The organism is Actinotalea ferrariae (assembly GCF_019733465.1).
GTDB lineage: Bacteria > Actinomycetota > Actinomycetes > Actinomycetales > Cellulomonadaceae > Actinotalea > Actinotalea ferrariae_A.
The window spans coordinates 1-11,586 of record NZ_JACVQL010000134.1 but is presented as its reverse complement, the minus strand read 5'-3'; the positions used below and the strand labels follow the sequence as shown (position 1 = coordinate 11,586).

At 74.4% G+C, this 11,586-nt stretch carries 12 protein-coding genes and 1 pseudogene; 7 read left to right on the top strand and 6 right to left on the bottom strand.

Translation table 11 applies throughout. From position 1 onward, the window contains the following. The 3 genes from ICW40_RS11465 to ICW40_RS11455 form a co-directional block, all read right to left on the bottom strand. On the bottom strand, positions 1-380 hold a 380-nt coding region (locus ICW40_RS11465; protein WP_221654036.1), incomplete at its 3' end, for an ATP-binding protein. Further along, on the bottom strand, positions 362-550 hold the full coding sequence (locus ICW40_RS11460) for a hypothetical protein (RefSeq protein ID WP_221654034.1): 189 nt from the start codon (positions 548-550) through the stop codon (positions 362-364). The genes ICW40_RS11460 and ICW40_RS11465, both read right to left, overlap by 19 nt. Positions 551-698: 148 nt before the next feature. Continuing rightward, positions 699-968, bottom strand: a complete 270-nt coding sequence (locus ICW40_RS11455; protein ID WP_221654032.1) for a DUF2277 domain-containing protein — start codon at positions 966-968, stop codon at positions 699-701. A gap of 182 nt (positions 969-1,150) precedes the next feature. Between ICW40_RS11455 and ICW40_RS11450 the strand changes: the two genes are divergently transcribed. The 6 genes from ICW40_RS11450 to ICW40_RS11425 all read left to right on the top strand — a co-directional run bounded on the left by ICW40_RS11450 (position 1,151) and on the right by ICW40_RS11425 (position 5,366). Then, positions 1,151-1,762 carry a pentapeptide repeat-containing protein gene (locus tag ICW40_RS11450; RefSeq protein ID WP_221654029.1) on the top strand — a complete coding sequence of 204 codons (612 nt, stop codon included), beginning with the start codon at positions 1,151-1,153 and terminating at the stop codon, positions 1,760-1,762. Between the two features lie 48 nt (positions 1,763-1,810). Further along, positions 1,811-2,812 carry a Gfo/Idh/MocA family protein gene (locus tag ICW40_RS21565; RefSeq protein WP_221654026.1) on the top strand — a complete coding sequence of 334 codons (1,002 nt, stop codon included), beginning with the start codon at positions 1,811-1,813 and terminating at the stop codon, positions 2,810-2,812. A gap of 46 nt (positions 2,813-2,858) precedes the next feature. Next, positions 2,859-3,122 carry a hypothetical protein gene (locus ICW40_RS11440; protein WP_308121761.1) on the top strand — a complete coding sequence of 88 codons (264 nt, stop codon included), beginning with the start codon at positions 2,859-2,861 and terminating at the stop codon, positions 3,120-3,122. Positions 3,123-3,141: 19 nt separating this feature from the next. Then, complete coding sequence (locus ICW40_RS11435) at positions 3,142-3,876, top strand: HAD family hydrolase (protein WP_308121760.1); 735 nt, start codon at positions 3,142-3,144, stop codon at positions 3,874-3,876. Between the two features lie 144 nt (positions 3,877-4,020). Continuing rightward, positions 4,021-4,521 carry an ATP-binding protein gene (locus ICW40_RS11430; protein ID WP_221654025.1) on the top strand — a complete coding sequence of 167 codons (501 nt, stop codon included), beginning with the start codon at positions 4,021-4,023 and terminating at the stop codon, positions 4,519-4,521. Positions 4,522-4,586: 65 nt separating this feature from the next. Further along, entirely contained in the window at positions 4,587-5,366 is a 780-nt protein-coding gene (locus ICW40_RS11425; protein WP_374199147.1) for a CPBP family glutamic-type intramembrane protease, read from the top strand. On the opposite strand, the gene ICW40_RS11420 is transcribed toward ICW40_RS11425, so the two are convergent. Beyond that, entirely contained in the window at positions 5,360-6,043 is a 684-nt protein-coding gene (locus ICW40_RS11420) for a M23 family metallopeptidase (protein WP_221654023.1), read from the bottom strand. The genes ICW40_RS11425 and ICW40_RS11420 overlap by 7 nt on opposite strands. Before the next feature lie 143 nt (positions 6,044-6,186). Further along, the gene (locus tag ICW40_RS11415; RefSeq protein WP_221654022.1) at positions 6,187-10,122 is read right to left on the bottom strand and encodes a S8 family serine peptidase; all 3,936 of its coding nucleotides are present in this window, start codon (positions 10,120-10,122) and stop codon (positions 6,187-6,189) included. Positions 10,123-10,501: 379 nt separating this feature from the next. Between ICW40_RS11415 and ICW40_RS11410 the strand changes: the two genes are divergently transcribed. After that, entirely contained in the window at positions 10,502-10,738 is a 237-nt protein-coding gene (locus tag ICW40_RS11410; protein WP_308121758.1) for a PspC domain-containing protein, read from the top strand. Between the two features lie 13 nt (positions 10,739-10,751). On the opposite strand, the pseudogene ICW40_RS11405 reads toward ICW40_RS11410, so the two are convergent. Next, positions 10,752-11,586: pseudogene (locus ICW40_RS11405) on the bottom strand (MFS transporter); the annotation flags it as partial.

Genomic DNA, 11,586 nt, shown 5'->3' with positions numbered 1-11,586 from the left:
GCTCCGCCCCCTGCGCGGGCGGCGACGCCGGCCCGACGTGCGGACGGCACGAGCCGGCCGAGCGCCGGCCTCGCCTCGACGACCCGCTCGACGAGCGCCGCCGTCGCCGGGTCGGACGTCAGCTGGGCGAGCGCCTCGGCGAAGGGGAGGTAGGGCAGGCCCACCTCGCCCAGGTCGACGCAGTGCGTCGTCACGACCGTCGCCCCCCGCGCCGCGGCCATCTCGGCGACATGGGTCAGCAGGCGCGTCTTGCCGACTCCCGCGTCACCGCCGAGGAGCACCAGGGACGGGCTCCCGGCGGCGGCGCGGTCGAGCGCGGCGCCGAGCGCGGCGACCTCCGCCTCGCGTGCGACGAGCTGCGTCACTGGGCTGCGTGCCATGCCCCCGATCCTGGCAGCGCCCACCCACGCGAGTCACGGTGCTTGACCGCCCGGGTGCGGTGGAGGGCCGGACGGCGACGCTCGCGTCGCGGGGACCGGGCGACGGTCAGCTGCTCGCGCCGGTAGTCGACCTCGGCCTGGAGCGCGGGGCCCCACAGGGTGCTGGACATCGTGACCTCCTCGGTCCCGGCGGGGTGCCGGTATGGGAGACACGGTGCTCGTGAGGCGGGGGGCGTCGGATCCGACGGTCGTCGGGTCCTGGACGGGGGATCCGTCCCAGGCCGCCCTGAGGTGGGGCTGAGGTGGGTCTGAGGTACCTCAGGAGGCGTAGCGCTCCGCGGATCGCGCCCGGCGCTTGGCCGCCTCGGTCTCGCGGTCCTTGGGCGGTGCGTTGGTGACGAGGTCGGCGAGCAGGTGCCGGGTCGCGTGCGCGATGTCCTCGACCGCGCGGTCGAACGCCTCGCGGTTGGCCTGCGACGGCTTCGTGGTCCCGGCGATCTTGCGCACGTACTGGAGCGCGGCGGCGTGGACCTCGTCGTCCGTCGCGGCCGGCTCGAAGTTGTGCAGGACGTGGATGTTGCGGCACATGCTCCGACAGTAGGACGGCCCTCGCGGCGTGTCACCGCCTCGGCTGCAGCCCGTCGGCCGCCACCGGTCAGCCGCCGTCCCCGCGCCGCCCCCCACCGCCGCCCACCGGTTCTGGCACCGATGCCGCGCTCGGACGCGCACAGCCGTTCCAGAACCGGGGGCACGTGCGGCACGATCGCGGGATGTCGCAGACGCCCGAGGCACCGCAGACCACCAGCCGCGTCGTGGGGGAGGACTGGTACGGGCGGGACCTCACCGGGGCCGAGCACCGGCAGGTCGCGTTCGTCGACGTCGACATGACCGAGGTCACCGGGACGGGCGCGGTCTTCGAGGAGTGCACGTTCGCGGGCGTCCGCTTCAACGCGTCGGTGCACGTCGAGGCGGCCTTCGTGAACTGCACGTTCCGCCGCTGCTCGTTCTTCGACGCGCGCTTCGAGCGGTCGAAGCTGGTCGGCTCGTCGTTCGACGACTGCGAGCTCTCGGCGCTCGCCGTCGACGGCGGCAACTGGTCGTTCGTCCGGATGCGCGGCGCCGACCTGCGCTCGGCGCGGTTCACCGGCACGCGGCTGCGCGAGGCGGACCTCACCTCGGCGAACCTCGCGGGCGCCTCGGTGCGCGACGGCGACCTGTCCGCCGCCTGGCTGCACGGCACCGACCTGACCGGCGCCGACCTCCGCGGCACGGAGCTCAGCGGCATCGAGCCGGGGGCGGTGCTGCTGCGCGGCGCGATCGTCACCCTCGCGCAGGCCGTCACCGTGGCCGAGGCGCTCGGGCTCGACGTCCGCGCGGAGTGACCGCGGTCGGCGTCGTCCCCTCGGCGCGCCCCTCGGTACGGTCGCGGTGTGGACGAGATCAGCTGGGGGATCATCGGCGTCGGTGACGTGACCGAGGTCAAGAGCGGGCCGGGCTTCCAGCAGGCGGAGGGCTCGCGGCTCGTCGCCGTGATGCGGCGTGACGGTGCGAAGGCCGAGGACTACGCGCGCCGGCACGGGGTGCCGCGGTGGTACGACGACGCCGAGGCCCTCCTCGTAGACCCCGAGGTCGACGCCGTCTACGTCGCGACCCCGCCGGACTCGCACCGCCACTACGCGGTGCGCGCGGCAGCCGTCGGCAAGCCGGTGTACGTCGAGAAGCCCATGGCGCGCACGGCCGAGGAGTGCCGCACGATGATCCGCGCGTGCGACGCGGCGGGCGTGCCGCTCTTCGTCGCCTACTACCGGCGCGCGATGCCGCGGTTCCGGACCGTCGCGACGCTCCTGGCCGACGGCGCGATCGGCGACGTGCGGGCGGTCACGGTGCGCACGACGTCGGCACCCGAGATGTGGGACCCCGGCCACCTGCCGTGGCGCGTCCGGCCCGAGATCGCGGGCGGCGGTCTGTTCGTCGACCTCGGCTCGCACACCCTCGACCTGCTCGACCACCTGCTCGGCCCGCTCTCGCACGTGCGCGGGACGGCCGTGAACCTCGGCGGGCACTACCCGGCGGAGGACACCGTGACCATGACCTTCCAGGCGGGCGCCGGCGACTCGGCGGTGGAGGGCGTCGGGCTCTGGTGCTTCGCGGCGCAGGAGCGGACGGACGAGGTCTCGCTCGTGGGCTCACGCGGCACGCTGCGCTTCTCGACCTTCGGCGACGAGCCGCTGCGCCTCACGACGGCGACCGGCGAGCGCACGATCGAGGCCCCGAAGCCCGCGACGGTCCAGCTCCCGCTCATCCAGACCGTCGTCGACGCGCTGCGCGGGGTGGGCCCGTGCCCGAGCACCGGCGTCAGCGCGCTCCGCACCGCCGAGGTGGTGGACACCGTGCTCGCCGGCTACCGCGACCGGATGAGCCTCGGCTCCTGACCTGGGCGCGCGTCCCGCCCCGGCGTCGGTGCGCCACACTGGTGCCGTGACCGAACGGCTGACCGAACCCGTGAGCGCCGCGCTCCGGGACGCCAAGGCGCGTGCCCGCTCGACCCACTACACGGTCGGCACCGTGCGCACCGACCCGGACGGCACCGTCTACCTGCCGTGCTCGTGCGGCACGGTGCTGCGCAACGGGCCGACCTGGACGCTCGACGAGCACGTCCGCCTGCACCGTGCCGAGGCGAAGTACCTCGAGCTGTCCGCCGCGGCGCCGCCCGGCATCCCCCGGCTCATCGGCCTGCCGTGAGCCGTGCGAGGCTGGGGCGGTGAGTGCGACACCCCTCCCCGACCCTGCCGTCACCGAGCCCACGGCCGACGTCGTCGGCCGGGACGACGACGCCGCGTGGGCGGTGCTCGACCGCCCGTTCGCGGGCGTGCTGCTCGACATGGACGGCACGCTCATCTCGTCCGTCGACTCGGTCATCCGCTCCTGGACCACGATGGCGCGCGAGTACGGCATCCCCGCCGTCGCGTTCGACGACCTCCACGGCATCCCGGCGCGCGGCATCGTCGACCGCCTGCTGCCGGGCATGAGCGACGCCGAGCGCGAGGTCGCGTTCGCGCGCGTGCTGGAGCTCGAGCTGGCGGACCTCGAGGGGATCGCCGTGCTCCCGGGCGCGATGGAGGCGCTCAGCCTGCTCGCGCCGCGCGGCCGGTGCGCCGTGGTGACCTCGGCGACCCGCGGGCTGGCCGAGGCTCGCCTCGCCGCCGCAGGCCTGCCGGTGCCCGCCGCCGTCGTCGCGGCCGACGACGTGACGCACGGCAAGCCCCACCCCGAGCCGTTCCTCATGGGTGCCGAGCGGCTCGGCGTCGACCCGACGCACTGCCTCGTGGTCGAGGACGCGAGCGCCGGCATCCGGGCCGCGCGCGCCGCGGGCGCGGTCGCCGTCGGCCTGACGACGACGACGCCCGGCATCGACGCGGACGTCGTCGTCGCCGACCTCGCGGCGCTGCGCTTCTGGGTGGACGACGACGACGCCGTCCGGGTGGGGCCCGCATGACGACACGCCGCACGTTCCGCACCGCCTCCGGGGGGTGCGTCCGCCCGAGTTCTGGCAGGCTCGACGCGTCAGTGGCCACGGTCCGTCCTGTTCTGGGACGGTTGCCCCACCGGATGTGGTCCGCAGCGAGGTCGAGGAGGTCCGATGAGCGCTGACCGCGCACGCCGCACCTCGACCGGCAGCACCCTCCGCCTCGTCGGCCAGGACGCCGCCGCGGCCCGTGAGGGTGACGCCGACACCGCCCCCGTCGAGGAGGGCGGCGTCCAGAGCATCGTGCTGCAGGGTCAGCGCCAGTCCGTCGGCCAGGGCCGGCACTGGGTGGTCCGCACGGCCGCCGAGGACGGCGTCGTCGGGATGGCCAACCAGGTGGTCGAGCTCCTCGCGAGCGAGCTGCTCGCCAACGCCGTGCTGCACGGCGGTGAGGGCGGCGCCGTCGGCGTCCAGGTGCGCACCACGGAGACCACCGTGCGGGTGTCGGTGAGCGACGGCGGCTCGCTGGCCCCCGTCGTGCTGCACCGCGAGCCGAGCGCGCCGAGCGGGCGCGGGATGGCGATCGTCGAGGCGATGTCGACCCGCTGGGGCGTCGACGAGCACGCCGAGGGCGGCAAGACGGTCTGGTTCGAGCTGGACCTGGACGACTTCTGAGCACGTCCGCCGTCGACGCGGCGCCGGCCGGCCCGCCGGAGGTCCGTCGGCACGCCGCCAACCTGGTGCCCGCCGTGCTCGTCGCGGGCGGCGGGTTCGCGCTGTTCGGCCTCCAGCAGGCCGCGGTCGGGTACGCCGTGCTCGCGGTCGCGCTCGCCGTGGCGGCGGTGCTGGGACGCGTCGTCGGGCACCTCGCGCTGCTGCGCGACCTCGCGCTCGTCGTCGTCGGGCTCGTGATCATGAGCATCGTGCCGATCAACACCGAGGTCTCGAACGAGCACATCCTCACGATGGGGACCGCGATGGTCCTCGCCGTGGCCGTGCCCTACCTCGTGTCCCGCCACGTCTACCGCGACCACGCGATCCGCTTCCCCCTGCGGGCGGGACGCTGGACCCGGTTCGAGAAGGTGTGGCTCGTCGCCGTCGTCGTGATCGGCTACGCGCTGCTGCCCGTCTACATGATCCGCACGGGCGTCTACCAGAACTGGCCGGCGGTCGAGGGTGCGGAGGGCGTCGGCCGGCTGTTCCTCGGCACCAACGCGCTGGGCATCTGGGACGAGCTGTTCTTCATCTGCACGTGCTTCACGCTCCTGCGGCGGCACCTGCCGGACTGGCAGGCGAACCTGGTGCAGGCCGTGCTGTTCACGTCCTTCCTGCACGAGCTGGGCTTCCACGCCTGGGGCCCGTGGCTGATCTACCCGTTCGCGCTCGTGCAGGGCTACACGTTCAAGGTCACGCGGTCGCTGACCTACGTCGTGTGCGTGCACCTGCTGTTCGACCTGATCCTGTTCATGGTGCTGCTGCATGCGCACCACCGGGACTGGCTGGACATCTTCGTCTACTGAGTACGTCCCAGGGGCTCGACGACGGAGCCCTCGTCCGGGATCCCTGACGCGCGCGGCCGCGGCTCGCCCCGCCCTCGCCGCCACTCGCGGAAGTCGCGGAAGTCCAGCGGCACGCCCTGCGCGACGGCCAGGTCGGCGCTGTCCATGACCTGCACGTGCAGGTGCGGCTGGGTCGAGTTCCCCGAGCTGCCGCACTCCGCGATCGGGTGCCCGGCGCGCACCGCGTCGCCGACGCCGACGCGCAGCGAGCCGCGCCGCAGGTGGACGAGCGCGACGAACCCGGTGCCGCCCGGCAGCGCGACGACGAGGTGGTTCCCGGCGACGGCGCCCACGCCCTCGCGGAGCCGGGCCGCCTGGCCGAGCGCGTAGGGCACGAGGGCGAGCTGCGAGCGCCGGGCCTCGTGGTCGGGCTCGCCGTCGTGCGTCGCGACGACGACGCCGTCGGCGGGCGCGAGGACCGGCCGTCCGAAGGCGGCGAACCGCTCGGGCGGCTCGGTCGCGAGGAACGTCCGCCAGTCCCGGACCGGCGCCGTCCGGTGCCGGTCGTCGACGCCGACGAAGTCGATGGCGTACCGCTCGCCGAGCACGTCGACGCCGTGGCTGGGCACCCGTCGCGCGGGGCTGTTCTGCACGAGCCACCGCCCGGCGAACGGCAGGGACAGCACGACGGGCTCCATCCCACGAGCGTACGGACGCTCGCGTGCGAGCGTCCGTGCAGCCGGACGGGGACGGTCCGCCTCCGCCTGCACGGACGCTCGCAGGGCCGACGACAAAGAGGCCCGGCACCAGAGCGGTGCCGGGCCCCTTCACGCCGTACGGGTCAGGACCAGCGGCCCCCCCGTGCGACGACCCTCACGTCCTGCTCCACCGAGGCAGGTGCCACCCAGTCGTTCCCGGTGTAGGTGAACGTGAGGTGGTGCGTGCCGACGGAGAGGTTGCGCGGCAGCTGGACCGACACGAGGCCGGCGCGGCCCACGGTGAACACCGTGGCGGATGCCAGGACCGTGCCGTTCTCGCTGACCTCGACCGTGCCGAACGGCCTGGCCCCGTCGGTGTAGACCAGCCCGACCGCGTAGGCGGTCTGCCCGGCCTGGATCTGCGACGGCGCCTGCATGATCAGGGTCGACGTGATCTTCGCCCTGACCTCCACCGTCACGGGTGCCGACGACGAGCCCGCCCAGCGCGGGTCGTCGGGCGTGAACACCGCCTGGAGGGTGTGCGACCCGGTCGTGAGCCGGACCGTCGTCCACGCGAGGCCGTTGCGGACCCGCGCGGAGCCGATCTCCGTGGTGCCGTCGAGGAACGTGACGGTGCCCGTGGCCTCCGCGGGGGCGATCCTCGCGTCGAGCCGGATCGGTGCGCCGTCCCGCAGGACACCGTTGACCGTGAGCGTCGTCGTCGTCGGCGTCGCGACCGGGGCGGTCACGTCGACCACCTCGGCACGGCGGCCGTCCACGTTGGCGTTGTGCAGCAGGAGCAGGCGGGCGTCGCCCGCCGTCGGTGCCCGGTGCACGGTGATCGCGGCGCCGTCCGACGCCTCGAACCACAGCGAGTCCGGCGTCGTGCCCTCGAACCAGAACGGCGGTGCGTACGGGTCCGCGGTGAACGGCTCGACCGAGTCGACCGTGTTGGTCGGGCTGCTCGCGTAGTCCGAGAACGTCGCGACGGAGAACGTCGGCACGTCACCCGGTGCGATGAGCACCGTCGGCTCCGTCGTACCCGTGTCGGTCAGCGGGATCGGCAGCACGACGACGTCGCTGTCGAACACCGTCGTGAACTGGTCCGACCAGACGCCGTTCACGGGGAACACGCCCACGACGTCGCCCTCGGAGTAGTCGCCCTCGTCGTGCAGCCAGTAGGTCGTAGCGACGGTGAGGTCCGTCTCCGCCGCGATCTTCTGGACCGCGGTCTCGAGGTCGGCGGTCCCGTCGCCGTCGATGTCCGTCTGGACGTACGGGATCCCCGCGAGCGTGCCCAGGTTGGGCCACTCGCCCTCGGTCGCGATGCCGATGCCGATGGTGCCGAGGCTCGGGTCGCCGCCCGCGGCCGCGATCTGCGGTGCGGTCGAGGAGAAGCCGACGTACCGGATGTCGGCCGCCTCGATCGAGGACTCCGACGTGGCGCCCTGGGACGGGTCGTCCTCGAGCTGCGGGCTCTCCGCGACGAGGGCGAACGGCGCGACGTGCGACGCCCAGCCCGGCGTGGTGACCGCGCGACCCTCGAGCACGAGCTCGGCCGTCGTGTCGGCCCCGTCCGTGAACTCGACCGGTCCGGCGGCCGAGATGTCGCCGACCGGGCGCGGCGCGGCCTGCACGGGCACGCGCAGCTCGGGGCCGGCGGACGGCTGGAGCACGAGACGCCCCGAGATGCTCGTGACGAAGTCGCGCGGCACGCCGAGCACGGTCTCGTCGGAGTTCGGGTCCATGTCCCGCGTGAGCCCGGCCGGGTCCACCGTGAGCGTCAGGGTGACGACCGCCTCGTCCCCGGGTGCCACGGTGATCGACGACGGCGTGGTCGTGATCGTCGCGCTGCCCGCGGTGGTCGAGGTGGAGAAGGACGTCCCGTAGGTCTTCGTCGTGCTGCCCATGTTGCGCACGGTCACCTGACGGCTCTCGACCACCGTCTCCGTCGCGACGTCGAGGACGCCGAAGGTCACCGACACGAGCTCCGGGTCCTGCGTCGCGTAGGCGATGACCTCCGCCTGCGTCGCGTCGAACGCGTCGACGCGCCCGGACCCGACGCTCAGGGGCCCGAAGGCAGGTCCCGTCCCGTTCTCGTCCCGGTACACGTCGTGCGTCGCGGTGTTCATGACCGCGGCCTTCACCTGCGCGGGCGTCCAGTCGGTGTGCTGCTGGACGAGGAGCGCCGCGATGCCCGCCACGTGCGGCGTCGCCATCGAGGTGCCCGAGATGGTGTGCACCTCGGTGCCGCTGCCCGACGCCGTCGACGCGATGAGGTTGCCGGGGGCTGCGACGTCGGGCTTGATGACGCCGAGGGACCCGTGGACGCCGCGCGACGAGCTCGTCGAGAGGGTGTCCGCGAGGGTCGGGTCGGTCACCATCGCCGCGTTGCCCAACGAAGGGCCGATGTGCGCGACGACGCTACCGGCCTGGATCTCCGGCAGCAGCGCGTCGGTCGCGGCCGCGGTGAGCTGGGCCCCCGGGATCTCCGTGTTCCCCGCGATGCCGGCGGGGAACACGCGCAGCTCCGTGCCGATGAGCACGCCCACCGCACCGGCGGCGGTGGCGTTGTTCCACCGGACGCCGCTGCCGCACCGGCGCGTGGCGTCGTCGTCGTCCCACCACAGCCAGACGATGTTGCCGGCCGTGGCGGCCGCCTGCTCCGGCGTGAAGGGGTCGCAGCCGTCGACCTCGCCGATGTAGGCGACCGGTGCGGTGACGTCCTCGCCGCCGTAGTTGACGGAGTTCTGCGCCGCGTGCAGGCCGACGAGGGCCGGGTCGCCGGCCTCGACGACCTCGACGGCGTCGAAGGTCTGCGTGTCGCCGACGGACCAGGCGACGGTCAGCGCGCTGCGGGCGTTGCCCGGGCTGCCGCCGATGTCGGTGTTGTCGCCGGCGTTGCCCGAGGCGATGACGGACAGGACGCCGAGCCGGCTGAGCTCGTCGATGAAGAGGTTCTCGGGGTCGTCGGCGACGCCGTAGTCGAGGCCGAGCGACAGGTTGATGATGTCGAGGTGGTCGTTGAGGTCACCGTCCCCGTTGGGGTCGGCCGCCCACTCGAGCGCGTTGATGGTGAGGTTCGTGCCGCCACCCGCGTCGCCGAAGACCTTGAGGCCGTAGATGCCCGCCTCGGGCGCGGAGCCCGGGCCGATCTTCCAGTCGCTGATGTCCGTGAGCGTCGTGTAGTCGCCCTCGAACGTCGTGCCGTCGGCGAGCACGCCGTAGCCGGCCGCCGTGCCCGCGACGTGCGAGCCGTGGCCCACGTTCGCGGACGTGTACGGCGGGTCGATCGGGTTCTCGTCCGGCTGGGCGGTCCCGGGGACGTCCGGGTCGTACGTCGCGCCCGCGAAGTCGTAGCCGCCGAGGAACTTGGCCGGGTCGTAGAGGCCCTCCGGCACGGGGCCGGTGCCGTCGGCGCCGTACGCCTCGGCGTAGGCCTCGACCGTGCCGGGGCCGCCGAAGTTCGCGTGCGTGTAGTCGACGCCGGTGTCGATGACGCCGATCGTCACGTCCTGCCCGGTCAGGCCGGTCGCCTGCCACGACTCGAGGGCACGGGTGAAGACGTCCGTCCCCTTGTTCGCCGGGTACTTGGTGACCACGAGGTGCACGCGCACGACGGCGTCCTCCGCGGCGAGCGCCCGGATCTCCTCGGCGTCACCCGTGACGACGACGCCCGAGACGAGGTTCGAGGTGACCTCGACCGACTCGGGTGCCGACGGGCCCTGGGGCACGACCTCCTCGGCGAGGGCTGCGACCTCCTGCTCGACGGCGGCGACCTCGGCGTCGCTGCCGCCGGCCTCGGCGGTGTCCAGGGCCGACGGCGCGTCGAGCTGGACGAACGCCGTGACGTTCCCGGAGGCCTCGGCCATGCTCGCCGTGACCTTGCTCTGCGCGCCGCCGTCCTCGCCGCCCGCGGTCGGGACCGGCAGGGCGCCCTGCGGGACGGGAACGCCCGCGGCGCCCGGTGGGGGAGGTTCCGGTGCGGGCGGTGCGGCGGTGGCCGCTCCGATCCCGGCGAGGGGCAGCGCGAGGGCTGCGGCAGTGAGTGAGGCCAGGATCGTGCGGCGTGCGCGCATCGGTGCTTCTTCCCCTTGGCGGTGCTGTGACCGTCGGTGAGCGGCGCGCTGCACGTCGTCGTGGAGGGCGGCTACCCGTCGGTAACCGCACAGTAGCCCGGGTGAAGTTCCGGGTGAAGTCCCCGTGTCGGAGTTGTGCTCACCCCGTGTGACAGCCGCCCCACCCCCTCCCACCGGCGCCGCCCCGCCGCCCCGCCCCTCCCGCGCCCCCGCCCGGCTCGGCGAGGGGGTGGCGGGGTGGGGGCGGTCGGGGGAGCGGGGTGGGGGCGTCGGGGTGGTTCTCCGGGGCGGATCAGGGGAGGCCCCGATGCGGCGGGGGGCGGTCGGGGCGCAGGCTGGGGACACCGCAGACAGACGTCCCCCACCTCAGGAGATCGCCGTGAACATCCACGACAGCATGTACCGCCAGGGCTGGTCGCGCCCCCAGCAGGGACGCGTGCTCGCCGGCGTCTGCGCCGGCGTCGCGCGCCGCCTGGGGATCACGCCGTGGGGTGCCCGGCTGCTCGTCTTCGTGCTGCTCGTCGTCCTGCCCGGCTCGCCGCTGATCCTCTACCCGGTGCTCTGGGTCCTCATGCCGGCCGACCGCGCCGTGCCCGTGACGACGTCTGCGGGCTGAGGCCGGCGGCGGGTCAGGCCGTCGGCCGCACGCGTCCCGCGAGGACGGCCGCCCCGAGCGCGAGCACGACGGCGACGCCGAAGCACGCCAGGTACGCGGCGACGACGTCGCGCTCGACCAGCGCCGCGAACAGCGGACCGCTCACCGCCAGGACGAGGGCGACGGTCAGCGCCTCGCTGAGCTGGAGGGACGAGGTGTTCGCACCCTGCTCCTGCGGCGCGGAGAGCCGCAGCGTGAGGAGCGTCAGGGTCGGGTAGACCATGCCCATCCCGAGGCCCGAGAGGCCCCACCCGAGGATGCTCACGGCGACCGGCCCGGCCGACCAGACGGCGGTCGCGGCCAGCGTGATGCCGAGCGTCACGCACGCCCCACCGGCGCGCAGCACCGCGTGGTCGGTCCACCGGCCCTCCTGGCGTCCGCGCAGCCAGGACCCCGTCGACCACAGGATCGCCGCGACGGTGAGGGCGATGCCCGCGACGGCGGGCCTGAGCCCGCGCTCGCTCACGAGGACGAGCGGCAGGAACACCTCGGCGCCGAAGAACGCGGAGGCGAACAGCCCGCGCAGCAGGATGACGGCCGGCAGCCCGCGCGCGAGCCGGAGGGTCCCGCGCGGGAGCAGTCCCGGCGCCGCGACGGCGACGAGCGCGAGGCCCGCCACCGCGGCGACCGCCGCGGTCGGGCCGCTCTGCTGACCCGCCCAGTGCAGGGCCAGGGCGCCACCGCCGGCGCCGACGGCGTACAGGAGCCGTCGCGTCTCGGACCGGGACGACGTCGGCCGGGCGTCCGTCGCGTCGGTCGCCGCGTCCCCTGCGGTCGCGCCCCCGGCGGCGCCACGCGCGGCGGCGGCC

What these genes read in the sequence shown, in the direction of transcription:
- ICW40_RS11460 (WP_221654034.1), bottom strand. Translation starts at nt 550, where the DNA reads ATGTCCAGCACCCTGTGGGGCCCCGCGCTCCAGGCCGAGGTCGACTAC.
- ICW40_RS11455 (WP_221654032.1), bottom strand. Translation starts at nt 968, where the DNA reads ATGTGCCGCAACATCCACGTCCTGCACAACTTCGAGCCGGCCGCGACG.
- ICW40_RS11450 (WP_221654029.1), top strand. Translation starts at nt 1,151, where the DNA reads ATGTCGCAGACGCCCGAGGCACCGCAGACCACCAGCCGCGTCGTGGGG.
- ICW40_RS11430 (WP_221654025.1), top strand. Translation starts at nt 4,021, where the DNA reads ATGAGCGCTGACCGCGCACGCCGCACCTCGACCGGCAGCACCCTCCGC.
- ICW40_RS11420 (WP_221654023.1), bottom strand. Translation starts at nt 6,043, where the DNA reads ATGGAGCCCGTCGTGCTGTCCCTGCCGTTCGCCGGGCGGTGGCTCGTG.
- ICW40_RS11415 (WP_221654022.1), bottom strand. Translation starts at nt 10,122, where the DNA reads ATGCGCGCACGCCGCACGATCCTGGCCTCACTCACTGCCGCAGCCCTC.